This window comes from Acinetobacter sp. ANC 3929, from assembly GCF_000369405.1.
GTDB lineage: Bacteria > Pseudomonadota > Gammaproteobacteria > Pseudomonadales > Moraxellaceae > Acinetobacter.
In genome coordinates this window covers 494,311-518,274 of the sequence record NZ_KB850000.1, presented here as the reverse complement: position 1 = coordinate 518,274, position 23,964 = coordinate 494,311, and the positions used below count along the sequence as shown (strand labels likewise).

Annotated in this window: 25 protein-coding genes, 1 tRNA gene and 1 pseudogene; 12 read left to right on the top strand and 15 right to left on the bottom strand. The window is 37.3% G+C overall.

Going from position 1 to position 23,964, the window contains the following annotated elements:
- The first annotated feature begins 252 nt into the window (after positions 1–252).
- Complete coding sequence (locus F909_RS05980) at positions 253–1,923, top strand: FMN-binding glutamate synthase family protein (RefSeq protein ID WP_005152504.1); 1,671 nt, start codon at positions 253–255, stop codon at positions 1,921–1,923.
- A 31-nt stretch (positions 1,924–1,954) separates the two neighbouring features.
- On the opposite strand, the gene F909_RS05985 is transcribed toward F909_RS05980, so the two are convergent.
- From F909_RS05985 to F909_RS06005, 5 genes are all read right to left on the bottom strand, one after another.
- Positions 1,955–2,983 carry an alpha/beta hydrolase gene (locus tag F909_RS05985; protein WP_005152503.1) on the bottom strand — a complete coding sequence of 343 codons (1,029 nt, stop codon included), beginning with the start codon at positions 2,981–2,983 and terminating at the stop codon, positions 1,955–1,957.
- Positions 2,983–4,119, bottom strand: coding sequence for a YdcF family protein (locus tag F909_RS05990; RefSeq protein ID WP_005152501.1), 1,137 nt, complete (start codon positions 4,117–4,119; stop codon positions 2,983–2,985). The genes F909_RS05985 and F909_RS05990 overlap by 1 nt, the downstream gene beginning before the upstream one ends.
- 8 nt (positions 4,120–4,127) lie before the next feature.
- Complete coding sequence (gene murB / locus F909_RS05995; RefSeq protein WP_005152500.1) at positions 4,128–5,162, bottom strand: UDP-N-acetylmuramate dehydrogenase; 1,035 nt, start codon at positions 5,160–5,162, stop codon at positions 4,128–4,130.
- Between the two features lie 13 nt (positions 5,163–5,175).
- Positions 5,176–5,685, bottom strand: coding sequence for a low molecular weight protein-tyrosine-phosphatase (locus F909_RS06000; protein ID WP_005152499.1), 510 nt, complete (start codon positions 5,683–5,685; stop codon positions 5,176–5,178).
- A 351-nt stretch (positions 5,686–6,036) separates the two neighbouring features.
- Positions 6,037–6,882, bottom strand: coding sequence for a DUF4344 domain-containing metallopeptidase (locus tag F909_RS06005; protein ID WP_005152498.1), 846 nt, complete (start codon positions 6,880–6,882; stop codon positions 6,037–6,039).
- 211 nt (positions 6,883–7,093) lie between these two features.
- On the opposite strand from F909_RS06005, the gene F909_RS06010 reads away from it, so the two are divergent.
- The 3 genes and pseudogenes from F909_RS06010 (at position 7,094) to F909_RS06015 (ending at position 9,336) form a co-directional block, all read left to right on the top strand.
- On the top strand, positions 7,094–8,068 hold the full coding sequence (locus F909_RS06010) for a helix-turn-helix transcriptional regulator (RefSeq protein WP_005152497.1): 975 nt from the start codon (positions 7,094–7,096) through the stop codon (positions 8,066–8,068).
- Positions 8,069–8,074: 6 nt separating this feature from the next.
- Positions 8,075–8,268 (top strand): annotated as a pseudogene (locus F909_RS21590) (DNA polymerase V subunit UmuC); the annotation flags it as partial.
- 138 nt (positions 8,269–8,406) lie between these two features.
- A complete protein-coding gene (locus F909_RS06015; protein WP_032878061.1) occupies positions 8,407–9,336 on the top strand; it encodes an LpxL/LpxP family acyltransferase in 930 nt (309 codons plus the stop codon).
- Positions 9,337–9,431: 95 nt separating this feature from the next.
- Here the strand turns inward: F909_RS06015 and F909_RS06020 are convergent, their stop codons facing one another.
- The 3 genes from F909_RS06020 to F909_RS06030 form a co-directional block, all read right to left on the bottom strand.
- Entirely contained in the window at positions 9,432–9,641 is a 210-nt protein-coding gene (locus tag F909_RS06020) for a cold-shock protein (RefSeq protein WP_005152493.1), read from the bottom strand.
- Positions 9,642–9,745: 104 nt separating this feature from the next.
- Positions 9,746–9,967 (bottom strand): hypothetical protein, encoded by a 222-nt coding sequence (locus F909_RS06025; RefSeq protein WP_005152491.1) that lies wholly within the window; start codon positions 9,965–9,967, stop codon positions 9,746–9,748.
- Positions 9,968–10,159: 192 nt separating this feature from the next.
- Positions 10,160–10,236: transfer RNA gene (locus F909_RS06030), tRNA-Met, on the bottom strand.
- 167 nt (positions 10,237–10,403) lie between these two features.
- On the opposite strand from F909_RS06030, the gene F909_RS21585 reads away from it, so the two are divergent.
- Positions 10,404–10,583 (top strand): hypothetical protein, encoded by a 180-nt coding sequence (locus tag F909_RS21585; protein WP_005152489.1) that lies wholly within the window; start codon positions 10,404–10,406, stop codon positions 10,581–10,583.
- Positions 10,584–10,627: 44 nt separating this feature from the next.
- Here F909_RS21585 and F909_RS21665 read toward each other — a convergent pair whose 3' ends face one another.
- From F909_RS21665 to F909_RS06040, 3 genes are all read right to left on the bottom strand, one after another.
- Positions 10,628–10,762: a hypothetical protein gene (locus F909_RS21665; protein WP_005152487.1), complete on the bottom strand. Its 135-nt coding sequence runs from the start codon at positions 10,760–10,762 to the stop codon at positions 10,628–10,630.
- A 601-nt stretch (positions 10,763–11,363) separates the two neighbouring features.
- Positions 11,364–11,474, bottom strand: coding sequence for a hypothetical protein (locus F909_RS21580; RefSeq protein ID WP_005152476.1), 111 nt, complete (start codon positions 11,472–11,474; stop codon positions 11,364–11,366).
- 396 nt (positions 11,475–11,870) lie between these two features.
- Entirely contained in the window at positions 11,871–12,080 is a 210-nt protein-coding gene (locus F909_RS06040; protein WP_005152473.1) for a hypothetical protein, read from the bottom strand.
- 348 nt (positions 12,081–12,428) lie between these two features.
- On the opposite strand from F909_RS06040, the gene F909_RS21290 reads away from it, so the two are divergent.
- Positions 12,429–12,605 (top strand): hypothetical protein, encoded by a 177-nt coding sequence (locus F909_RS21290; RefSeq protein WP_005152471.1) that lies wholly within the window; start codon positions 12,429–12,431, stop codon positions 12,603–12,605.
- A 506-nt stretch (positions 12,606–13,111) separates the two neighbouring features.
- On the opposite strand, the gene F909_RS06045 is transcribed toward F909_RS21290, so the two are convergent.
- On the bottom strand, positions 13,112–13,573 hold the full coding sequence (locus F909_RS06045) for a hypothetical protein (RefSeq protein WP_005152465.1): 462 nt from the start codon (positions 13,571–13,573) through the stop codon (positions 13,112–13,114).
- Positions 13,574–13,803: 230 nt separating this feature from the next.
- A complete protein-coding gene (locus F909_RS06050) occupies positions 13,804–14,004 on the bottom strand; it encodes a hypothetical protein (RefSeq protein WP_005152464.1) in 201 nt (66 codons plus the stop codon).
- A 661-nt stretch (positions 14,005–14,665) separates the two neighbouring features.
- On the opposite strand from F909_RS06050, the gene F909_RS06055 reads away from it, so the two are divergent.
- The gene (locus tag F909_RS06055; protein WP_005152463.1) at positions 14,666–15,826 is read left to right on the top strand and encodes an iron-containing alcohol dehydrogenase; all 1,161 of its coding nucleotides are present in this window, start codon (positions 14,666–14,668) and stop codon (positions 15,824–15,826) included.
- On the top strand, positions 15,823–16,263 hold the full coding sequence (locus F909_RS06060) for an acyl-CoA thioesterase (RefSeq protein ID WP_005152462.1): 441 nt from the start codon (positions 15,823–15,825) through the stop codon (positions 16,261–16,263). The genes F909_RS06055 and F909_RS06060 overlap by 4 nt, the downstream gene beginning before the upstream one ends.
- A gap of 42 nt (positions 16,264–16,305) precedes the next feature.
- On the opposite strand, the gene dnaX is transcribed toward F909_RS06060, so the two are convergent.
- A complete protein-coding gene (dnaX, locus tag F909_RS06065; protein WP_005152460.1) occupies positions 16,306–18,294 on the bottom strand; it encodes a DNA polymerase III subunit gamma/tau in 1,989 nt (662 codons plus the stop codon).
- A gap of 202 nt (positions 18,295–18,496) precedes the next feature.
- Between dnaX and F909_RS06070 the strand changes: the two genes are divergently transcribed.
- Positions 18,497–19,663, top strand: a complete 1,167-nt coding sequence (locus F909_RS06070; protein ID WP_005152457.1) for a cupin domain-containing protein — start codon at positions 18,497–18,499, stop codon at positions 19,661–19,663.
- 198 nt (positions 19,664–19,861) lie between these two features.
- Positions 19,862–20,917, top strand: coding sequence for a linear amide C-N hydrolase (locus F909_RS06075; RefSeq protein ID WP_005152454.1), 1,056 nt, complete (start codon positions 19,862–19,864; stop codon positions 20,915–20,917).
- A gap of 106 nt (positions 20,918–21,023) precedes the next feature.
- Here F909_RS06075 and F909_RS06080 read toward each other — a convergent pair.
- Positions 21,024–22,189, bottom strand: a protein-coding gene (locus tag F909_RS06080; protein ID WP_085940850.1) for an IS3-like element ISAba21 family transposase whose coding sequence is annotated in 2 segments (ribosomal slippage) — positions 21,024–21,931 and positions 21,931–22,189 — 1,167 coding nt in all. Because the reading frame shifts where the segments join, the coding sequence is not laid out codon by codon here.
- An 80-nt stretch (positions 22,190–22,269) separates the two neighbouring features.
- On the opposite strand from F909_RS06080, the gene F909_RS06090 reads away from it, so the two are divergent.
- Both F909_RS06090 and F909_RS06095 read left to right on the top strand, forming a co-directional pair.
- Entirely contained in the window at positions 22,270–22,743 is a 474-nt protein-coding gene (locus tag F909_RS06090) for a hypothetical protein (RefSeq protein ID WP_005152452.1), read from the top strand.
- A 477-nt stretch (positions 22,744–23,220) separates the two neighbouring features.
- Positions 23,221–23,787, top strand: coding sequence for a TetR/AcrR family transcriptional regulator (locus F909_RS06095; RefSeq protein WP_005152450.1), 567 nt, complete (start codon positions 23,221–23,223; stop codon positions 23,785–23,787).
- The last annotated feature ends 177 nt before the right edge of the window (positions 23,788–23,964 follow it).

Here is a 23,964-nt window from a genome sequence, read left to right as displayed (position 1 = left end):
TGCAGCCAATCTCTTTTCAAATACAGCGCATCTATATTTATGAAAGTTGGCAATATTCAAGATAGTAATCGTGTTAGGAACATGGATACAAGTAAATCTTCAGCCGTAAGCAGGAAAGTTACTTTTCCAATAAAAGATCAAATAAGCAAACTTATAAGAGAATAATTCTCATATCTAACAATTCATTACTTGAGCTTGTGTGAGCTTCTTGGCATCGTTTGTCAGTTGCTTCATTATGGGAATCTCCTGCCGATGGCTAGTCCAGCACAAGCTATAAGACATAAATTACTTAACACTTTCTTTTCAAGACATTCTGTTTGGTTTCTTTGTATTTTTACTGCTTTAACCATTACTTGGTTTAAATTTACCTATACCCCGCATACAATTTATTACTTTATATCCGATACACTCTTAAACGGTCTTTGGTTAGTCACAGGGTTGCTCAGTATTGTTGGTTTACGCGATTTACTGCAAAAGAAGCATGCTATCTTAAGAAACTATCCAATTCTTGGACATTTCCGCTTTCTTTTTGAAGATGTTCGCCCTGAAATTCGCCAATATTTCATAGAATCAGATCAAGATGCACTGCCTTTTTCACGCATGCAACGCAGCCTCGTTTATCAACGTGCAAAAAATGAAAATGCAGATAAACCTTTTGGTTCAATCATTGATGTCTATGATCCAAACTATCGTTTCATTGTGCATTCAATCGCCCCATGCCCACCTGCAAACCCAGAGTCTTTTCGTGTCCTGATAGGTAATGCGCAATGTAGTCAGCCTTATAGTGCATCAATCATGAATATCTCTGCGATGAGCTTTGGTAGTCTGAGTGCCAATGCAATTCGTGCTCTTAATAAAGGCGCGCATTTAGGCAACTTCTACCACGATACGGGTGAAGGTAGTCTAAGCCCCTACCATTTAGAGCATGGCGGCGATATTGTCTGGCAAATTGCCAGTGGTTATTTTGGTTGTCGTACACCTGAAGGCTTATTTGATCCAGATAAATTTGCACAACAAGCCAAAAATCCGAATATTAAAATGATTGAGGTCAAGCTCTCACAAGGAGCGAAACCAGGCCACGGCGGTATTTTACCCAAGCATAAAATCACTGAAGAAATTGCCCGTATCCGTGGTATTTCCAGAGACCATGACTGCATTTCTCCGTCTAAGCACCCAAGTTTTAACACCCCAATTGAAATGATGCATTTCATCCAAAAATTGAGAGAACTTTCAGGTGGTAAACCAGTCGGGTTTAAATTGTGTATTGGCCAACCCTGGCAATTTATGAGCATTGTCAAAGCCATGCTCGAAACCAAAATTGTGCCTGACTTTGTGGTGGTTGACGGTTCTGAAGGCGGAACTGGCGCAGCACCCATCGAGTTTAGTGACTATATTGGTACGCCACTCAGAGAAGGTTTACGCTTTGTACACAATACACTGGTGGGCGCAGGACTTCGCAATCAGGTTAAAATTGGTGCCAGCGGTAAAATGATCAGTGCCTTTGATATTGCCAGCACCTTTGCCTTAGGTGCGGATTGGGTCAATTCCGCTCGTGGCTTTATGTTTGCAGTAGGTTGTATCCAAGCGCAAAGCTGCCATACCAACCAGTGTCCTGTTGGCGTTGCGACACAAGATAAAGACCGCCAAAAAGCCATTGATGTTCCAAGTAAGGCTGAACGAGTCTTTAACTTCCATAAAAACACCCTACACGCCCTATCTGAAATGATTGCAGCTGCGGGTTTACATCATCCATCAGACATCAAAGCGCATCATTTGGCACAACGTATGAATGACCGTGAAATCAAAAACTATGCACAAATTCACTTCTTCTTGAAAGAAAATGAATTACTGCTTGGTGATTTGAAAGATGAAGATAATTTCTACTATCGTATGTGGAAAATGGCGGATGCCAATCAATTTTAAGATACGTATTTGAGTCAATCAAAAATCACCACTAGTAATAGTGGTGATTTGGTTTTGCATGCAAGAAAGCAGGAATTAAACCTGTCAGCGCAGCACGAATATCTGCCCGCTCATTAATCAATTGATGTGAACCTTCTTCTAACATCAACAAAGTCTGCAATCTGAACTTACGACGGATATATTCAATGTTATAACGCCAATCTACAGTTTGATCCAAAGCACCTTGTGCGAGCCAAACAGGAATACGACATGCTGGTCGTTGTTCCATTTCCAACATCCATTTTGACATGGCTAAAATCCAGTCCATGCCCATCATCCGAGGTTGCAATGGATCTTTTAGACGAACAAAACGTAGAAATTCAGGATTATGGTTATTACGGCGGAAATGTCGTGGTACTTGGCTTTTAATCCGACGGATAATGCCGAGTCCAACCGAATTATGCCACCAAGCCGTTTTTGCAGGTCGGATCAATGGTGACAACAGTAATACACGATCAACAATCGGATCTTCTCTACGTTCCGCAAATTCGAGTAAATGATGCATCCAAATTGCACCACCTGTACTTTGCCCAATGCCTAACCAAGGTTTAGGTAATTGTTTTGCACCCCGCACTGCTTCATAAACGGCCTGCAACACTTGCTGATAATGATCAAAATTCTGAATACTGGCTGGTGAACCATTACTCAAGCCATGCCCAGGCAGATCATAAGTCACAATGCTGAAACCTTGATCTAGTATCTCTTTAATAATTGGCTGATAAATTCCGCTATGTTCTAAATAACCATGTAGCAGACAAACCGTACCTTGTAATTTTTGCTGTTTTGGCTGAAAAACCTGCACATGCAAACGAAACAAAGGCATTTCCACATAGCCTTGCCAATGCTCACAATCCAGTAAATGTAAGCCATATAGCTTACGATAGGCTTGCAAAGGTTTGGATAGCTCAGTTGCACTGGATAAATCCAATGGCTCAAGAACTTGAGGCGTTGTTTCTCGATTCGGTACAGGTAGATCTAGTTGTTTTAAAATTGTCGGATTTAAAAATGGAATATCAGACATTATGGTATCTCTCGACAATCACTTGAGCCAAATAACATATCACGTATTGTTGCCAGCATCTCATAGTTCGCACGACGACTATGGTCATAGTTTTGCTCACTTGGACGCCATTGAGTTAACGTTGTTGGCATCGGGGCAATGACAGGAATCGTTTCTATTCCATTTAAGGCAAACAAGCGACGAGTACGTGGCATGTGGTATTCATCAGTAATTAGGATCACTGTGGGTGCACCACCTTTCTTTTGTAATAATAAAGAACTGAATCGAGAGTTTTCACAAGTGTTCATACTGCGATTTTCAAGTAGCTTCGCTTCAACACCACGTTCTTTTAACCATGCCTGCATATAAGGTGCTTCTACACCACTGAGTACAATTGGTAATGCATACTTCTTCTCGACTTGTAATGTTTTTTCTAAGCGCAAGCGAGTGTAATTATTCACAACAATATCTTTACCATTTGCTCCAAGCGTCAACCCGCCACCCAATACGACGATTGCATTTGGCTGTGAAATACTTTGTTGCTCGGCTACACTATCTCTGTTTTTTTTCAGTTCAATCAGATCTTTATTGGTCTGATCTTTGTCATCCTCACTCACAGGCAATGCAATCGGATAGGTTTCTAAAAAGGCAATATATTTCCCCATGAGTGCCTGATTATCGGGTGTATTCCATTGTAAAAAGTCCAACGGCGTATTAATAACAACAGCTGAACTCTCCTGCTCCTGTTCAGGCTGCTGTTCACTCAATAATGGAATATTCGGTTGTTTTTTCTCATCTTGGTTTTCTTTTTCTTGCTCTTCAGAAATTAACTGCTGCAGCAATTTATAACGGGCTTGAATTAACCTTAAATCCTCTGATTTCTCAGATTGAAAAGTTTTTTCCATAAGCTTCAAATAAGCCTGACGAGCAATCCATAAATTAGAACCTGGTTCAAGCGTTTCATGTTCACTTAAGGCCGCTGGCCGCTGGCTTTGCGCTGCCACCTCATTGACATCTACAGGAACAAAACGATTCAAACCTTTTACAACAAACTGTGAGTAAAAAGGTGAATATAAAAAAAGTACAAAACAGCCTAATAGCACGAATAATATGGTAATTACCCGTACTAAACTGACCATCCAATGTACTTTCGCCATAGATTTTTTCACCCACTATGCGCTTGAATTAAACCTTGTTCACTGTATAACACAGGTTCAGGTTCCAATAGAATACTAAACTTTTGTTTTACATCACTTTGTACAGCATGATAAGTATTTTGTACATCCGCTAGCGTCGCCTCAGCATAATTCACCAACACTAAAGCTTGCTTATGAAACATCCCAACCGAGCCTAATTGCTTACCCTTCCAACCGGCTTCATCAATTAACCAACCAGCAGCCACTTTAACACTGCTATTTGCCTGCGGATAATGCGGAATGTTTGGAAATTGTTGGGTAATTTTATCAAATTCAACTTGTGCCAAAATTGGATTCTTAAAAAAGCTTCCAACATTTGGAAATTCTTTCGGATCTGGCAATTTACTTTTGCGAATTTGTATTACCTGATTTTGTAAGTTTTCTGCAGTCAATTGATCGCCTACTGCTTGCTTAAGGTCACCATAATTCAGTTTAAGCTCAGCTTGTTTCAATAGTTTAAAAGTCACACTTACAATGATGTAACGATTGGGATGATCTTTGAAAATACTATGGCGATATGCAAAATGGCAATCTTGCGCAGAGATCGAATCAAACTGTTTTAGTTCACGATCATAAACTTGTACCGATTCAATAAACTCACCTGCTTCAACGCCATAAGCACCAATATTCTGTACAGGAGAAGCACCGACTAACCCTGGTATCAAAGCAAGATTTTGCAATCCAAACCATTGCTGTTGCGTACTATACAAAACAAAGTCATGCCATATTTGCCCAGCACCTACTTTAACTGTAATGGTATTTTCATCTTCATAAAGGACTTCAATGCCGTGAATATTTAAATGCATTACCAAGGCTTGTATTTGTTGTGGCAATAAAACATTACTACCACCGGAAAGAACCAAAACGTTTAAATGTTGCTGTTCGGCAAATGCCAAAGCCGCAATGACATCATCTGCATGATTGATCTGCACATAATGTGAAGCAATTGCATTCAAATTTAATGTATTTAAGTTTTTAAGCTGAACCTGCGCTTGTAGCTGCATATTAAATTAAATCCTATTGCCCTGCTTTCATTTGCTTTTTAAAAATATCCACCCATGCTTTGCTGCTGGACTCACACTGATCGAGTACTCGATCAAATCCATCCGCACCGCCATAATAAGGGTCTGGTACAGCTTGTTGACTAAACTGAAGATCATGCTCACTCATCAAAGCCAACTTGGCGCGAATCTGATGCGTACCAAACTGTTGCACAGCCTGTGACATGAGTGTTCGAATATCATCAAAGTTTTCATAGTCCATTGCTAAAATCAAATCGAACTCAACAAAGTCTGCTAAAACAATCTGTCTCGCACGTAGCGCAGATAAATCATAACCACGCTTTAGCGCATGTGTTTGACTACGTTTATCTGGTGCTTTATTGGGATGGTAATTGCTTGTTCCAGCAGAGTCGACCACGACATTTAGGCCATGTGCGTCACAATAATGTCTGAGAATCGCCTCCGCAGTTGGGGAGCGACAAATATTTCCTAAACACACACATAACACTTTATATTGTGTTGTCATCAGAAATAAGACTCAACATTTTGTTTTATAAGGAGGTTAAAATATTGCATGCAAAATTCCTGCAAAATAAAAGCAAAACTATTAAATGTCATTATGCCTGAATTGACCAATCTGACATCAGCTATTTTGTCAAAAATTGCTTTGATTTGAAAGGAAATAGTGTTTATCTCTATTGAATATTCTGTATGAATATGTGCTTTTTTTGAATTAACAATGTGTGCCGCTTACCAACCTGTTGCAATAAGCCATAATTAGCGGCTAAATTTATAAACGGATGAAATCTAATTAAATTAAAAGCGGAATAGCACAAAAGCCACTCCACTAGAGAGATTCATTTTTTATCTTTTTTAATTATTTTTTAAAATAAGGAGCAAGTAAAAAATCCCAAGCTTTAACGATTTGGTTGTACTCACGCTCACATTCTTCTGAACGATCTTTATTAAGTAAATCATCACTTATCAGGTATTGAAAGTTCTTCGTATCAGATCCATATACATAACATAGGAAATTTACTGCGCGCTGAGCATCTAATGAATGAGAATCATAAAAAGGTAAATCATCTAAAGTTTTTGCTCGCTTAGCAGCAAGACTGTAGGTGTCAGAAACAGTAAGCAGATAATCTTTATCCTCATCATTGTAAGTTAAAATATAAGCTGCTAATTGATCAGCGACATCCTCTTCTCTGCCTGTAATTTTTAAATCAAGTACATCGATCAATGCATGTCCAGCTTCGTGGAATAAAGTCCCGACAGCACTTTGATAGAGTTCAGTATCCAATATATCACCAAAATCCCCAGCTTCTGTGAACATCTTTCTTTCTTCCGCGCCTAATTCATAACACAATTCAATCGATTGCGTATCACTGTCATAAAATGCATTTGCTTCCTTACATTCTTTTGCCACAACTTTAATATCTACAGGAATATTCACAAAAGTATTCATCTCTGCAGTGTAGCCTTCCAGAAGTTTTCTACTTCGCCAAAGATTTTCTTCAATTCGATTTTCATTCGTTCGAGCAACTTCATAAATAGGTATAAATTTACCTTTCAACGGTGCAGTTTCGACTTTCTGCTCTGATTTGACATTTTTAGATTTAGAATCTGAGCTGTCATTACAACCAGCCATACTGAGTATGGCAAACATTGAAAGAGAAAGAATCGCTATTTTGTTTAGACTGCTGCTATGCATAATGTTCATTAAAAATGTAACCTTTACATGGAATATTTAATATTCATAAGATGGGGTGAATGGATACATTTTTAATGTTTCCACAATTTCTTAGGTTAAATTATTTATAGAATCATCTAGTGAAACAATCTGCAAATGCAGACGCTCTTGCAGACTTTCTCTTAATTAAAGTATGCTGCTACACAACAAATAAGTAGAGGCTGAAAAGCACTTGGAAGAAATGCAAAGTATTACTTCGATTGCGGTCTTAGGGCATTACTTATTGAAATTAGGAAAGATTTCTAAAGATCATCTTGCCTCTGAATTGATTCGAGAAGCATTACAAGAATTAAAAAATGTCATATCTTTCGATGCCGCTTGGTGTGGTCTAATCACCCATAATAAAGATCAAAAAATGGTGGGTATTCATCACGCCGAAACGATCAATCTACCAACGTGTTTCCCAACTGAATGGAAATCTTTAGCTATTGATGATGAATTCGCTCAAGAAGTAGATAACCTATCAGATACCGTACATCATTTTAGCTACCCAACCGATTTCCAATATGAATTTGAAACAAAAGAGCTCAATCAATTCAGCCGAAAATATCAACTGCTACATGGAATGTCCATGTGCATAAAGGATACCTTTACAGGACACATTTTTTTTATAACGTTATATCGCCATAGTGGAAGTTCATTTACAGACATAAATATGGCTTTTTTCGAGCAAATAGTTCGTCATATCAATCAAGCTTGGCGATATAACTTACAAGAGGCTTTAGAGCTCTCACCTAATCACAATATGTCCCATGCAGGCCTCGTAAGGCAGGATGGCTACATATTGAGTATTGGCTCAAGTCTCTGTGAAATCATTTATGCTAAATGGCCAAAATGGGAAGGTGTTTACATCCCTAATGAACTATTGTTTCACTTTGATAAGACACCTACGACTATTCGACTAGGTAAACTCAGCCTTAATGTCTCAAAAAAGGCAGGCAATATACGTATTGAAATTATAAATAAGAAAAAAGATTTAACCTTATCTCCACGTGAGTATCGCGTTGCGTATCTATTTTCACAAGGACATTCATATAAAAAAGTTGCTGAGCAATTAGGATTAAGTCCCTCCACTGTTCGGACCTATCTGCAAAGAGCATACTTGCAATTAGATGTTAGTAATAAAGTGGAATTGATCAAAGCACTCAACGCCTAATCATATTTCCGAAGGGATATCAAATACAAAAAGTGCTGTGCGTTATTGACGTGTTTAGAGCCTAAGAGTGGTCACACATACGATCTACTGACCGATTTTCACAAGATAGAAGAAAAGCTGATCAAGACTATAGAGTTTTTTCATCAGAGATTTGGAAAGAAAAATTTGGAATTAACCCCTGCTTTCTACCCAATCGAAATTGATCGATGAATCGTTATAAATTAAGTAAAAACCAGTTTCGTTAAGACGATCTTCTTATCGTAAATTAATCTTGAATAAATCAATAATATTAATTCATTTATGTTAGGCTAATCAGTTTTTCTTAAGAAACAGCCGCTATGTCGTCTAAACGGAAATTTAAGGCAGGAAAGTTTCATTGGTGTTTTTTATTACCAAAATATTGGGGAATATGGATAGCTTTAATAATCTTAATGATATTTGCAATTCTTCCTTGGGCCATCCAATGGCGGCTTGCTGAGAGGCTGTCAAAACTAGCGTGGAAAGCTCTCAAATCTCGACGCAGAACAACGATTAGAAATCTAGAACTATGCTTTCCTGAAAAAAGTGAGCAGCAAATACAAGCAGATGCGAAACAAGTCTTCTTTAATATGATGTTAGGACTATTTGAAGCATTAAATGCTTGGTACAGTCCCCGCTGGTTCCAAAATCGAATGCATATTCAAGGTTTAGAACATCTTAAAAGTGCTGGAGAAAAAGGAGTTTTACTGATAGGCACGCATACTACTTTGCTAGACGCTGGTGGTTTTGCATGTGGATCTTTTTTCGATTTAGATGTTGTCTATCGACCTCAAAATAATCCCCTCTTAGATATGTTCATTAGTCGATGCAGAGCCACAATTTATCAAAATCAAATTTCTAAAGATGATATGAAAGGATTGATATCTAATCTAAAACTTGGACATGCCATCTGGTATAGTCCAGATCAAGATTTTGGACTTAAGCAAGGAGTGATGGCACCTTTCTTCGGTGTGCAGGCAGCGACCGTAACAGCGCATAGACGGTTAATTAAAATTACCAAAGCAGCAGCAATTCCTTTATATTTTTATCGTGATGGTGACATTCGCAATCCTCAATACCATGTTTTACTAGAACCAGCTCTGGAAAACTTTCCAAGTACTAATGAAATGGAAGATGCAACACGAGTCAATTTGGTGATTGAAAATCAGATAAAAATGTATCCTACACAATACATGTGGTTCCACCGTAGATTTAAAACTCGCCTTCATGGTGAGAAAAGTCTCTACTAACTTTTAAGATTGCCATTAAGGCACGATCAATTAATTAATTTTATAGAATAATAAAAAAGCCCACATAAAGTGGGCTTTTTACTGATCTAAACGAATTAGATAACAGTGATAAGTGTTGCTTGTGGTCCTTTTTTACCTTGTCCAGGCACATAAGAAACACGTTGACCTTCATTTAAAACTTTAAAGCCATTGCTTTGAATTTCGCTGAAATGAGCAAATAAATCTTCACCAGAATCAGCTTGAATAAAGCCAAAACCTTTAGTTTCATTGAACCACTTAACTGTACCAGTAGATGTATTAGACATATTTTAAACCTTTTATACTTTACTTAAAGATCAAATCAAAGTTTCAGCAATGATTTGATCCAATTAATCTTTTAAAAAAAAGATATTACAAGAGTGTGAATTATTTATATCAATCGATAAAGCTGATTAACATCGGTATAGAAACTTTTTCCGTCTAAATTAAAGTCAATTTCCAGACCAGAATCTAAAAGTACTTTTTTTCCAACCTCAACCCATTTAAAACCTTTCAACGTATTTTGTTGACGTTTAAGTGGAATAATTTTCACACAAATTTCATTGCCATTACTGGCTTTGGCTACACGCCATTCACTAATAATTTTTAACACAAAATCACTCTTTTAAGAGCTCAAATGATTAATTTTATTTACTATACACTAGACAGATAATAATAACTGAATTTCTAGAATTTAATAATATATAGCTTTATTTAGGATTATATAAGCTAATTTTAATTGCTATTTGTTCTTTCCAGAATAGCAACTTTAAATACATCAAAGAGCAAAATTAATTTAATCGGTTGGTAGCGGGAGCTGGATTTGAACCAACGACCTTCGGGTTATGAGCCCGACGAGCTACCAGACTGCTCCATCCCGCACCGACGAGTTAGCTTTATAGTCTCTTTAACCTAAATAAGCAAGCTTAATATTGAATATAGGGGAAATAAAACCAATTTACAGGGTATTTCTCTATATTTAAGCGCTTAAACACCTATTTTGCTCAAGTTTACGTTAATATGGATTTCTAATGAAATAAGGATCTGGCATGCTCACTAGGTTTAAAGTAATAACAAAACAACCTGAACTTCAAAAGGATTTCACGAATCAAGAGTTTGCTAATCCAATTACTGAGTTTTGGGAGTTCTTTGAAAATAATACTCAATATACTTTATTAAGATATGAACATGTTATTGATGGTGTAAAAGCTATTTATTGTAATACATAGCCTCCTAATGGAGACCACCGAACTGATTCAATGAATATTGTTCTTTATTTAATCAAATGTTCTTTTACGATATGATCACTTAAAAATTCAATAACTTCTGAGCGTTCATCTAAAGAAGTCTCAATTTTTCTCACATAAATACTGATAAATACAGGTGCATGTGTTTCCAGTCCTTCCATTGAATTTAAACCTCTAACTCCATAATCACTAGCACCTGTGTGATCTGCGATTTTCCAACCTATTAGGTAAAGCAGATCTCACCATCTTACCTGCACAACTTTTGCCTATCATTGATTCTGTTAATAGTCCTTTTGAGCTTTTAGCCCATTACCCATCAATAACTTTTCATGCTGACGTTCAGCATATCGGGAGGAGTTGTATCTCAGATATATCCTTTAGGATTCATGGTAAGATTTGGTTCATATCCGTCTGATCTTGTCATCTGCTCACCGATTGAACGCATGAATGGGTAGCCCTACGGATCCTCCTCCTGCCTCTATAGCAAAGTTTGCTGCCGTATCATCAGTATATGCAGTTGTAATTTCATAAGCTTGTTTCTCATTTACATAATTTTTGACAACTGGTGAATAAGTCACAATATCTTTTTTGCTGGAGCATTTTTGAATGCTCTAGAGTAAGTTTTTAGTCTTCAACTTGGGCCTACACAAGTTTGTCGCGCACAAGAACGCACTCAATATTAAAATGGTTTTCTGTCCATTTTGTCTTCCTCTAAGCGTAAAAAAACACCCGTAGGTGCAATTAAGCAACTGATAACAAACCTTAAGGATTGATATAGTAAAAATACAGAATAAGCGTGGCGAGCAGAATGCTGGCCGCAGTTAAATAAGATCCAACAGTATTAAAGCTTTTAATAAATTTAGCAATTTCCATATTTTTCAATCTCTTGGAATTTTCATGAATTGTCATTTACTTTTAAAAGTATGTGAACCAATTCACGATAAAAGCATTATTTTGCCCGACCAACACCACTTTTGGCCATTTTACGACCAGTTCAAGCAGCAAATCATCCAACATGAAAATACAGTCATTAAATAATATGTGGACCAACTGGTAAATTATTACGTGTCCCACCCATCGTGGCAATCTACGGGCAATAAAAGGTCCCTAAATTTGCATAATCAGGGTTATAAAAACGATCTTCAGGATTGAGAAAGATGGACTTTATCGATTGCTATAATTCTGGCGGTAGTGCAAATTTGGGTGGATTTAAACGATGCAGTTTTCCTAAATTTCACCCATTAAAAAACCCACCGAAGTGGGTCATATTTATTCTATATAATAGCTATTGCCATCGGAGCTGTTGAAAACCAAATCTAAAGTGGGGAAAATAAACTCACCTTTTAATAATATATATTCAACATTAGGCTTCTGAACCCTCGCTGAATGGTTGATTTTAGTAGTATTTACTTCTGTGTAGTGTGCCTGGGCTCTCTTTTCTTTACCATGAAAATCAATAATTATAATGTCTTTTAGCATTAATATGCTCCGATTTAATCATACATACTATGCTTAACCACATTTTTATACTATCAATATTTTGTAGGCAAGTAGAATTAATTTTTATAACTTTTCAGTTAAAAACACTGAGAAATTTTATATTTGTGTGCTTTATGTACTCCCACTTGAAATTTAGATAGGGTCATTCCAAAATTTAAAGGATAAGACTCAACAAGTTATATATAATTGATTTTATTTATGAAATAAGTCATCGAGATAAACACCTTTTCTAAGACATATCAACACATATACGTCCTAAAAATACCTCAATGTAAAGGCTTTTAAAGTGTACTATCAATTCTCCCTAGTGAAGATAAGAAGATAAAAATGTCAGGTTTTAAAAGTTTTTCTCAAAATACAACTACCCATGTAAATACGATTAAAGCTCAGTCGAATGAGCATACAGAAGTAAACTCCCCTACTGATTCTCAACCTTCACAAGTTCTAGGCACCGTAAAAGATTTGCCTGAGAATGATAAACAAGCTGATCCTAATAACAAATAATTTCTAATTAACAGTGCAGCGTAAGCAATTTTGAGGCTCTATGACTATAAAGAATAAATTAGTGCACTGATTTATTATCCTATAAACTACTTTTATCAATTTGATTTGTTTAGTTATTAAAGAAATTAAAACCATTCATACGCTAAAATTGATATGACTAGTCTCTCAGATATGAGGGGCTTTTTTAATTGTTTTTAAAGTCACTCCATCAAAAAACGATTTGTTCGTCCAAATCACTGCCTATGCATATGTACATCATCATAATCCATCTAATTATAAATCGCAGCTTAGTATTGGGAGTAAGAAGCACCACTTTTGAAGTAACACAAATATTCCGTTATTCTTTTGTCTTAAAGGTTTCATCTTCAAAATTTTCAATATGGGAATCTGTCTCCTTCAAAGATCCTCCAGTAAATTTATTGATTGTTAAATCTGCTCCTGAAAGAATTAATCGCAAGATAAAAGTAAAAAGCCCATCTTCCGATGAGCTTTAGCCATCAACGATATTACTCTCCAATTGGGATGGAAAATCTAAGTTGATTAGTTCTCTGCCCTGATGGCAAAGGACTTTGCCTCACGATTCTTTGCTGGTAGTCTTGTTCTGAAATTAAACCTTTATTTTTAGCCTTCAGTATTGAGTTGAACTGTTGCTCATAGCCTTGCGCATTCAAAGCGTCAAAATGCCGATGTTCCAGTAAATATTGAGACTTATCATGTGGACTCATATTGGAAGTATTCGATTGAATTTGCTGTTGCTGCGCTAAATCATAATTGCGTTGATTTATGCGGTCCTGCTCTTGTTGTTTGAATGATTCAAAAAAATCAACCTGTTCACCACTTTCAATCTCGTAATGAGGCTCATCATTATCTAGAATTAAAAGTGATTTATCTTTCTTGAAGATATCATCTGCACTATATACCGAACCACTAATTGCCGTACTTATAAAAAAAATTAATATTTTTTTCACCGAAAACACTCAACATAAAACAAATAAAGACAAGTGTATATTTTAATATTTCTACAGAGATTTTTCAAATTAAATATTAAAAACAAAAACTTATAATTATCCTGCTGAATCATAACTCCTACTTGTGACTCTTAATGATGTATCCAGCCATATGATTATTTACTTCATAAGTACCGTAAATAAACAATCAAAAGAAAACCTCCCGAGGGAGGTCATCATTCTTTACGTTGTTAAAGGTCAGTTCCTATAAACACGCTCGAAATAAAGAATTCTGCATCTTCATCATCAGTTGAATCAAACTCTACTTCAAGGTGAATGACTTCCGCACCCGTCTTTTCTTTGAACTCAGCAAATTTCTTCTCAAGAAAATCTGAAATCTCATTTTCTAATGTTGCTCGTTCTTGGCGATATTGTTCTATTGCTTCTTTCATGATGAGTTCCTATTAAATTGAATAACCATAAAAGCAAACTATTGTGAAAATAACAAGACAACAAAAAAGCCCATCATTCGATAAGCTTTGAATTCTTTTCTTTGTTCTAGATATCGACTTTATAAATGCATGATTCAACCTTAACAACGCCACAAACTGCATCGATGAATTAATTTACTTAAGTTCTATTTAAAGGATGATGATCCTGATGAACAACTATTCAATCTTGGATCGTCTTATGAATCACTTTTTGTTTATTTATAAGAGATTGAGGCTTCTACAAATACTGCATATCAACAACCTTCAGGAAGCGCATAAATCTGGGATGAAACTATCTGGAACGATACTAATGTTGGTATTGCACTCACATTTGCAGAATGTGATGTGAAAAGTGGTTGCAAAACTATAGCTTAGGTTCTTGTTTTCGTTAAATTATAACCTTACTTTTTTGCGATAAACTCTATTCATGGCACTATAAGATATAATAATTTCAAAAAGATAATTAGGTGAAAAACCAACAATTTATAAGACGATTTGGATAGCATAATCACCTTAAAGTTACACGTTTAAGCGCGTCTTATGTTAATTTATTGAGGCAGTGATCCCCACAGTCACTTGATATAAAAATGTTGTATTTATTATGAAAAATAAGGATGTATGTATGAACCCGTTTCAATTTCAAACTGTTCCAAACATCATTTCGGGACTCGGTTCGATACAAGAACTTAAAAGTGTTTTAACACAACAAAATTATCATAAAGCACTGATCGTAACAGATGCAGGCATGATCCAGCATCAACTACATCTGCCAATCTTAAAGCTTTTAGAACAGATTAATCTGAACAGTATTATTTACTCGGATATTCAAGCCGATCCTCCTGAGCACATTGTGCTAGAAGCAGTTGATTTTGCGAAGCAAGAAAACATAGATGTGATTATTGGTTTTGGTGGTGGCAGTTCCATGGACGTTGCCAAGATCATCGCGCTGCTTGCTCATCCTAAACAACAGCAAACCCTGAGTGAAATCTACGGCGTGAATCAAGCTCAAGCACCACGCTTACCGTTAATTCTCATCCCAACAACTGCTGGAACAGGTTCAGAAGTTACCCCTATCTCGATTGTCACCACAGGTGCAACCACCAAGATGGGCATAGTTTCTCCTTTTTTATATGCTGATGTGGCAATTTTAGATGCAACTTTTACCCAAGGATTACCTGCACATATCACGGCAGCCACAGGTATTGATGCGATGGTTCATGCAATTGAGGCCTATACCTCAAATATCAAAAAGAACTTTTATGCGGATATGTTGGCTAAAAATGCCTTAATCTTACTCAACCATAATCTGGCTAAAGTACTCAAAAACGGTGCTGATTTAGAAGCACGTCAAAATATGTTGGTTGGGTCGATGCTAGCAGGTCAAGCTTTTGCCAATGCACCAGTTGGCGCAGTACATGCCCTCGCTTACCCACTCGGTGGACATTTTCATCTTTCACACGGACATACCAACGCGTTGGTGTTGGTTGAAGTGTTAAAGTTCAATGCGCCCAAAGCCAAACAACATTACGCGGAGTTAATGCAACTATTGGATCCACGCAGTACAGGTTGTATCGATGGTTTATGTGATCTGTTTATTGACCATATGCAAAATCATTTGGATCAAAGCGGCTTGACCCTAAAATTGAAGGATTTGGATATTCCAGAAGCGAAACTTCCACAACTGGCAAAGGATGCCATGCTGCAAACCCGACTGTTGCAAAACAACCCAAGAGAAATGACTGAGCAAGATGCTTTACAGATTTATCAGGCGATTTATGCATGACCAAACCAACCTTAAAACGACGTGAACAATTCAAGTTCCTTTTCCCCATCCAAACTCGTTGGGCAGACAATGATATCTATGGCCATGTCAACAACGTGACCTACTATAGTTATTTTGATACTGCTGCCAACACCTTACTGATTCAGAAAACAGGATTTGATATTCACAACAGTGAAATCATTGGTTTAGTGGTGGATTCAGCTTGCAGTTTCTTACAGGAATTGTCCTTTCCAGAAGTGATCGAGGTCGGCGTAGCCATTGGTAAAATTGGCAATTCATCACTCAGATACGAGTTGGCGATTTTTAAACAAGATCAACTCGAAGCAGCCGCCCAAGGACATTTTGTGCATGTATTTGTTGATCGAGAAAATCGAAAAAGTACCGCCATTCCACAAGCAATGCGGGATACATTAAGTCAATATTTACTGATCGATTAAACAAAAAAGGCAAAGATAAAAACTCGGCCTTTCTTGTACCAATCAAGGTTTTAATTGAACTTGATGAAGTTCTGCATCAAAGGTTTCCACCAAACTTTTAATTGTCGGTTCCTGATGTAGCAATTCAACTGCACGATTAAAGGCTTTTTCCTTACGTGCATTTTGCATGATTAATGGCGTACTTGAACTCACTTCACCATATTGCACATCAAATTGTGTATTCGACCATTGTGATTTTAAGGCATCTTCTAAGCCATGCTGTAATTGTGACAGCATACCTTCATATTGTTGTGGAATATGGAATACAGAAGCCCCATTAATTTGGCCTTGCATAATGCCATGCTGTGCTAACTCTTGCACAGCTGGTGAAAGCTGACTGGTTCTAAACCAGTATTCCCATTTTTCCAGATTCCATTCACCTTCTAATGTCTGCTCCGGCAACTTTAGAATATCTTGAGGCATTAAGCTGCTTGACTGTTCTTGAGTAGAAGAAACCACAATTGCTGTTGATTCGACAACTGTTTCTACAAGCTGTTCATCAATGACCGGAACAAAGTGTTCTGGTGTCACTACAGGTTGATGATCAAGATGCAGATCGTCTACTTGAGCAGATGCTTCAAGATTCTGTTCAACAGGGAAAATTAAAACCTCATCCGAATCTGTAATGCTCGACTGAACTGTTTCTGCTGACACTGAAACATCAAATCCAATTAACTGCCCATCTTCTGCATCAAACACCATCAAGCTGCTATCTGGATTTTGTGCAACAGGTTCAGGTTCAGGTTCAGGTTCAGGTTCAGGTTCAGGTTCAGGTTCAGGTTCAACCATAACGGTTTCTTGTTGAACCGCAAGCTGACTTTCTAGAGCCGAGTTTTGAGCGGCTGGTTGAACGCTGCTAGTTGCAATTTGCATTACAGGCGCTGCGCTGACTGTGACTTCATTGAGGGTCATTGGTCTGAATGCCAATAAGCGCAAGACAGTCATTTCAAATCCTTGCTCCTGAGTCACAGCAAGTTGCAACTCAGTACGCCCTTTACAGGCAATTTGATAATAAAGCTGTAAATCCTGAGCAGAAATAAGTTTTGAAAGTTGCAAAATTTTCTGATTAATTTCTTCACTATATTTCAAAGCAAGATCAGGTAAATACTGCAACAGCGCCAATTCATGCAACGTTGAAACCAGTTGATCTAGCACTAAAGAAACATCTAAAGCTTGTTGTCTAAACTGCAACAATAACTGACTGACATTGGCTTGCTGATTTTGATGAATTGCTAAAATCAAATCATAAATAATGGTTCGGTCAATCAGCCCCAACATGTCTTTGACATCTTGATGATGTACTGCCCCCTGACCATAGGCAATCGCTTGATCCGTTAAAGATAAGGCATCACGCAATGAACCCTGTGCAGACTCAGCAATTTGCCAAATTGCATTTTGATCAGCGTCAATATTTTCTTTCGTTAAAATCGCCGTCAAATGCTCGGTAATTTCATCAACTGCCAGCGGACGCAAGGTGAATTGCAAGCAACGTGAAATCACCGTAATTGGTAATTTTTGTGGATCTGTAGTCGCAAACAAGAATTTCACATGCTCAGGCGGTTCTTCCAATGTTTTTAACAATGCATTGAATGAGTGCGTTGAAAGCATGTGCACTTCATCAATCAGGTAGACTTTAAAACGGCCTTGAGTCGGAGCATAAGGAACATTGTCGAGTAGCTCACGAGTGTCTTCAACTTTGGTTCGTGAAGCAGCATCAATTTCAATTAAATCAATAAAACGGCCTTCATTTACCGCCTTACAGGTTGCACAGACCTCACACGGCGTCGAAGTAACGCCCGTTTCACAGTTTAAGCATTTGGCTAAAATACGGGCAATCGTGGTTTTCCCGACGCCACGCGTTCCCGTAAACAAATAAGCATGATGCAAGCGACCGCGTTCTAGCGCGCTGGTTAAAGCACGAGAAACATGGTTTTGCCCCACTAACTCATTGAAATTACGTGGACGGTATTTTCTTGCCAGTACTTGATACATGTATGCTCCTTTTTGCATCTTAAGGATACTGTTTTTTTGAAAGGCTGTGAACGAATACGCATCTAATTGATCAAGATTAAATACATTCCTTTACTTTTAATGGTGATTTCCAAGTATTTCATCACTTTTACACAAGACTTGCGTCAATATTCAACTCAAGTGACAATATGCACCAATTTATATGTTGTTGGTTTCATTTCCCATGTCTCAATCTTTAGCGGTACTCGGCGGCATTACCGCAGAACAGTTTCTTAATGAATATTGGCAGAAAAAGCCATTATTGGTCCGTAATGCGATGCCAGAAATTATTGGCTTATTAGAGCCAACTGACGTTCAGGAATTGGCTCTAGAAGAACATGTGACTGCTCGCTTAATTCGTCAAAAAAATAAAAATCCAAACGAATGGCATGTAAAGTCATCACCACTGACCAAAGGTGATTTCCAAAAACTACCCAACCTTTGGACGCTTTTGGTTCAAGCCGTAGATCATTATTCGTTTGATATTGCTGAACTATGGAAAAAATTTCCTTTTATTCCGCAATGGCGTCGTGATGACATCATGGTGTCTTATGCCCCTCAAGGCGGTTCAGTCGGGAAACACTTCGATTTTTATGATGTGTTCTTGGTACAAGGTCATGGTCACCGTCGTTGGCAATTGGGGCAAATGTGTGATGAATCAACTCAATTCATTCCTGACCAGCCATTAAAGCTATTACCTGAAATAGATGTACAATTTGATGAAGTGCTTGCACCTGGTGATTTACTTTATGTACCGCCTGGCCTCGCACATTATGGCGTAGCAGAAGATGATTGCTTAACCTTCTCCTTTGGCTTCCGTATGCCAAACCTTTCAGAAATGATTGATCAGGTCAGTGATAAATTTTCGGAAAACACTTCACTCAAAAATCCATTGATCGATATCGTACGTCAACAGACTGCACATTTGGGTGAAATTAATACTACTGAATTTGCTTACTTAAAAACTCAATTATTAGACTATCTCACGCAAGCGCCTGAATTTGATGCAGCAATCATGGCTTATATGAGTGAAGCAAGTTATCCGAACAATATTCCAGAGCCTGAAGAAGTTGATGCCAATGATGTAGCCGAAGTAATTGGTGCCGATTACCAAATCATTTTAGAGCCCGCTTCTAGATTGCTTTACAGAAAACAAGACCAGTCGCTTGAGTTTTGGGCAAATGGCGATACGATTTGCATATCAGAAGCATTTACTCCATTTTTGAAGCAAATTGCAGATGGTGAGAGCCTATTGCTAGATGAACGATTTAATCAAATAGAGATGCTAGAAGACATCACAACGCTGCTTAATACGGCCATTGTAATGTTATTACCACCAAACGAAAACTAGAACCTTCATTTTTATATGGATAGAGATTATTCTCTATCCATACTTATCTAAAATATAGAATTTAAAAAAAACCCTACTTTTTATAATGATTACATTTTAATGCTTGAATAAGAATTCTTTTTTAATAGACTTAAAGCGAACTCTTTATAAAAATATTTAATAGAAATCATTTTCATACAACAATATGGAGCACAACTTGTGTTTAAAAAAATATTATGCCTTTCATTTCTCGCATCGTCTTTAACTCTACAAACCAGCCACGCCTGTACCCGTGCAGTCTATTTAGGAAATAACGACCATATCATCACGGCGCGCTCAATGGACTGGAAGGTCGATGTGGGAACCAATCTATGGATTTTACCAAGTGGTGTACTTCGCGACAGCAATGCCGGACCAAAATCGCTGCAATGGAAAGCCAAGTACGGCAGTGTGATTGCCACGGGTTATGACATCTCAACAACCGACGGAATGAATGAAGCAGGTCTGGTCGCTAACGTGTTATGGCTAGTCGAGTCACAATATCCAGATACAAAAAAATCGAATAAACCACAGTTGAGTATTTCCGCTTGGGCACAATATGTGCTCGATAATTACGCAACCGTTTCTGAAGCTGTTCGTGCTTTAGAAAAAGAACCTTTTGATCTGATTACCGACAGTGTGCCTGGTGAACAACGACTCGCAACGTTACACCTCTCTATTTCAGATAAAACGGGTGACAGTGCCATTATTGAATACATTGGGGGCAAACAAGTCATTCATCATGATAAAAAATATCAAGTCATGACTAACTCGCCAACATTTGATCAACAACTCGCACTCAATACCTATTGGCAGCAAATTGGTGGAACCGTGATGCTGCCAGGTACCAATCGGGCTGCTGATCGATTTGCCCGTGCATCGTTTTATATCAATACCATTCCTAAAAATGACAATCCTAAAGATGCCTTAGCGTCCGTTTTTAGCGTTATTCGTAATGCATCTGTTCCCTACGGCTTAAATACCGCTGAAGAACCCAATATATCCTCGACGCGCTGGCGAACAGTTGCTGATCATAAACAGCAACTCTATTTCTTTGAATCAGCAGTTTCACCCAATGTATTTTGGATAGATTTAAAGAAAATTAACTTTAAGGATGGTTTAACGCGTAAACTTGATCTAGGTAAAGATCAACAAAATACCTTTGCAGGTGATGCAACAAATCAATTTAAACTCGCCAAACCATTTGAATTTCTTGGCCCACAATTACATCATTAACACTGAAATATTGAATACATACTAGAGAGTTGAAAGATGAATAAAACTTTATGTTTACTTAGCCTGATATGTGCTGAATTAGCAGGAGACTTTCACTTGGGATATGCTAGGCAGCTAACCGATAAAAGTTCTCTGCTATTTGATTTGGCGTTTTAAAATCCAAACTCTTTTGAATTCTTCGCTGATTATAAAATAACACAATGTATTTTGTAATATCTGCTTTAGCTTCATCTCTGGTTTTATAGTTGCAATGATGCACTAATTCATTCTTGAGTATGCCCCAGAAACTTTCAATCGGTGCATTATCGTAACAGTCCCCACGTTTGCTCATTGAACCTTGAAAATCACATTTTTCCAGTATCTTTCGATATTCATGGCTGCAATATTGGCTGCCTCTGTCCGAATGAACAATTAAGCCTTTCGTTGGTTTTTGATTACGAATCGCCATAGTCAGTGCATTGCAAACAAGTTGTGCGGTCATACGCTCATTTAAGCTATAGCCAACCACTTGTTTCGTGTACAGGTCTTTTACTGCTGCCAAGTATAACCAACCTTCAGCAGTCCAAATGTATGTAATATCGCTTGACCATGCAAGATTGGGCTTAGTCATTGAAAACTGTTGCTCTAGTAAATTTGCGTAGATCGCTCGATTATGATCACTCTTCGTAGTTCTTTTGAAACGCTTATGACGCTTACAATACAGCTGGTTGAGCTTTTTTATTTGACGTACAGCATACGTACTGATTTTGATACCTTGCGCTTGTAAATGCTTAGTTAATCGAATATAGCCATAGCTTTGTTTAGTTTCCTCATGAGCTATTTTGACCAAAATTGTCTGTTGATTTCGCTGAACCAATCTTTTATTCATGCCTCGTTTTAGCCAATCATAAAATCGTGACACTGAAACGTGAAGTAATCTAGCCATAAAGCTAATCGGGAATAAATGTCTTTGCTGTTTCATATAGGCGTACCTTACTGACTTTCTTTCGCAAAGTACGCTGCTGCCTTTTTTAGAAATTCACGTTCCATTTCAGCTGTTTTGAGCTGTTGTTTGAGCTTTTTATTTTCTTCGAGTAAGGCATTTAGATCAGGTGAATATTGTTTAGTGCCTGCTAAGGTGCCAGTCTTTGCTTTATTATTCCAATTTGAAAGAGTTTGCATTGAAATGCCAAGTTGTCTGGCTGTTTCCGATACATTGCCTTGATTGGCTTCAATCAATTTTATTGCTTCAACTTTAAATTCTGCGGTGTAAGTCTTCTGTTTCTTGCTCATGGTAAACTCCTGATGAGTGTCTATAGTTTACCAAGTTAAAACCTCCTGTTTTCTCAGCACACATCAGCCTTTGTATTGTTATGAGTGGTTGCTCAACCTTACCAGTCTCATCTGTCCCTTCAACAGACAATCTAGCAACAGCAGGTTCTTTGACCTGCAAAGCAAACGAACTCTGCCCCAATGTTTTCGTTGAATGGGACAAGCAACACAAAGCGCAATTAAGCGTAGAAACAGTGCTCAACAGTAGTTATGACTACTATGACATCAAGGGCATTACTTTCGTAGTTGATGGAAAAGCCTTTGCTTATAAACCCATTGGCCCGACAAAACAAAAGAACATTAATCGACTCATTCCTAGACGCTCATCAAATAGCTTTGTGCTTCCAAGTACATTCCTCTATGAACTAGACAAAGCAAAAAATGTTGAACTGTCGATCGAAACAGACAAAGGCAACATTAAGCGCTCGGTCTACACACCAAGCCAGCAATCAATGCTTTACCATAACTTTGTAAAACTCATCTCAACCTTGCCATCCCAACAACGCAAGTCTTAAAACAGAAAATTATGTGATTAAAGTCAGTTATTTATTTTAACTATAAACAACTGACTTTTTAATATGAAGTTAATATTCAAAATAGCATCATCAGAAAAAAACAGAACACCAGTGTTATTTTAATATACACAAGCTTACAAACAAGAATAAATCTCAATATAGACATGATTATTAAATCAAAATATAGCTAAAAATGAGTTATCCTTTGAAAACAATTAGATGAATAATCACCAATCAAATAAACTTAAATTATTCTAATCTTTTATCGTATTTTAAGATTTGATTAATAGTTATTTTCTATAGATATAGAACCCCATTTTCAAAACACCCACTTGAAAATGCGATTGGAAGAATCATTTAAATAAATAATATTATTTCCCCTATGATATTTTCAAAATACCATGTAAAATCCCTGCCAAAATTGCATAATGAAATGCAACATGATGCTCTTGGCGATGGGCGAACTCGAGGCGTTGTATGTCAAAAAAAGAAGATATTATTAGCACTGCATTAAGACTTTTTAATTCGCATAGCTATAATTCAATTGGTGTTGATCGGATCATTAGTGAATCTGGTGTTGCAAAAATGACATTCTACAAATACTTTCCATCAAAGGAAAAGTTAATTGAGGAATGCTTGATACAACGTAACACTAATCTTCAAACCTCACTCAATGCAACTTTGGCAACGTGTGATGAAGATGATTATCTTGGTAAACTCAAAGCAATTTTTGGTTGGTACGCTGCTTGGTTTAACAGTGAAGATTTTAACGGCTGTATGTTTCAGAAAGCATTAGAAGAAGTCATCAAAATCTATCCTTCTACATTACAACCAGCCACCCAATATAAAATCTGGTTAACTGCTTTAATCGAAAATTTACTTAAAAATCTTGATATTCGTAGCCCAACCCATCTCGCAACTCTGATTGTGAGTATTTTGGATGGTATGACGATCCAAGCACATGTCAACAGACACTCTGTCGAGATGGGTGAATATTGGAAACGTGTTGAACATTTAATTAACTTCGAGAAAGCACTTGCATAAATACGAAATATCCCTTTAAACATAAAGGGATATTTTTTTAAAACAGAATTAGGATATAGTTGGATAAAAAAAATAAGCGTGATTTATAGTTATTATTGTGACTCACGCTTGCGTCTGAGTGTAAAAAGAATAATAAATATTATTACCCTCTGGCGGTTGTACTTTCGCACTTCCGAT

What these genes read in the sequence shown, in the direction of transcription:
- F909_RS06010 (WP_005152497.1), top strand. Translation starts at nt 7,094, where the DNA reads ATGCAAAGTATTACTTCGATTGCGGTCTTAGGGCATTACTTATTGAAA.
- F909_RS06040 (WP_005152473.1), bottom strand. Translation starts at nt 12,080, where the DNA reads ATGCTAAAAGACATTATAATTATTGATTTTCATGGTAAAGAAAAGAGA.
- F909_RS06090 (WP_005152452.1), top strand. Translation starts at nt 22,270, where the DNA reads ATGAGTGGTTGCTCAACCTTACCAGTCTCATCTGTCCCTTCAACAGAC.
- F909_RS05990 (WP_005152501.1), bottom strand. Translation starts at nt 4,119, where the DNA reads ATGGCGAAAGTACATTGGATGGTCAGTTTAGTACGGGTAATTACCATA.
- F909_RS06000 (WP_005152499.1), bottom strand. Translation starts at nt 5,685, where the DNA reads ATGACAACACAATATAAAGTGTTATGTGTGTGTTTAGGAAATATTTGT.
- murB (WP_005152500.1), bottom strand. Translation starts at nt 5,162, where the DNA reads ATGCAGCTACAAGCGCAGGTTCAGCTTAAAAACTTAAATACATTAAAT.
- F909_RS06060 (WP_005152462.1), top strand. Translation starts at nt 15,823, where the DNA reads ATGACCAAACCAACCTTAAAACGACGTGAACAATTCAAGTTCCTTTTC.
- F909_RS06050 (WP_005152464.1), bottom strand. Translation starts at nt 14,004, where the DNA reads ATGAAAGAAGCAATAGAACAATATCGCCAAGAACGAGCAACATTAGAA.
- F909_RS05980 (WP_005152504.1), top strand. Translation starts at nt 253, where the DNA reads ATGGCTAGTCCAGCACAAGCTATAAGACATAAATTACTTAACACTTTC.
- F909_RS21665 (WP_005152487.1), bottom strand. Translation starts at nt 10,762, where the DNA reads ATGGAAGGACTGGAAACACATGCACCTGTATTTATCAGTATTTATGTG.
- F909_RS06020 (WP_005152493.1), bottom strand. Translation starts at nt 9,641, where the DNA reads ATGTCTAATACATCTACTGGTACAGTTAAGTGGTTCAATGAAACTAAA.
- F909_RS05985 (WP_005152503.1), bottom strand. Translation starts at nt 2,983, where the DNA reads ATGTCTGATATTCCATTTTTAAATCCGACAATTTTAAAACAACTAGAT.
- F909_RS06095 (WP_005152450.1), top strand. Translation starts at nt 23,221, where the DNA reads ATGTCAAAAAAAGAAGATATTATTAGCACTGCATTAAGACTTTTTAAT.
- F909_RS06055 (WP_005152463.1), top strand. Translation starts at nt 14,666, where the DNA reads ATGAACCCGTTTCAATTTCAAACTGTTCCAAACATCATTTCGGGACTC.
- F909_RS21290 (WP_005152471.1), top strand. Translation starts at nt 12,429, where the DNA reads ATGTCAGGTTTTAAAAGTTTTTCTCAAAATACAACTACCCATGTAAAT.
- F909_RS21585 (WP_005152489.1), top strand. Translation starts at nt 10,404, where the DNA reads ATGCTCACTAGGTTTAAAGTAATAACAAAACAACCTGAACTTCAAAAG.
- F909_RS06005 (WP_005152498.1), bottom strand. Translation starts at nt 6,882, where the DNA reads ATGAACATTATGCATAGCAGCAGTCTAAACAAAATAGCGATTCTTTCT.
- F909_RS21580 (WP_005152476.1), bottom strand. Translation starts at nt 11,474, where the DNA reads ATGGAAATTGCTAAATTTATTAAAAGCTTTAATACTGTTGGATCTTAT.
- dnaX (WP_005152460.1), bottom strand. Translation starts at nt 18,294, where the DNA reads ATGTATCAAGTACTGGCAAGAAAATACCGTCCACGTAATTTCAATGAG.
- F909_RS06015 (WP_032878061.1), top strand. Translation starts at nt 8,407, where the DNA reads ATGTCGTCTAAACGGAAATTTAAGGCAGGAAAGTTTCATTGGTGTTTT.
- F909_RS06070 (WP_005152457.1), top strand. Translation starts at nt 18,497, where the DNA reads ATGTCTCAATCTTTAGCGGTACTCGGCGGCATTACCGCAGAACAGTTT.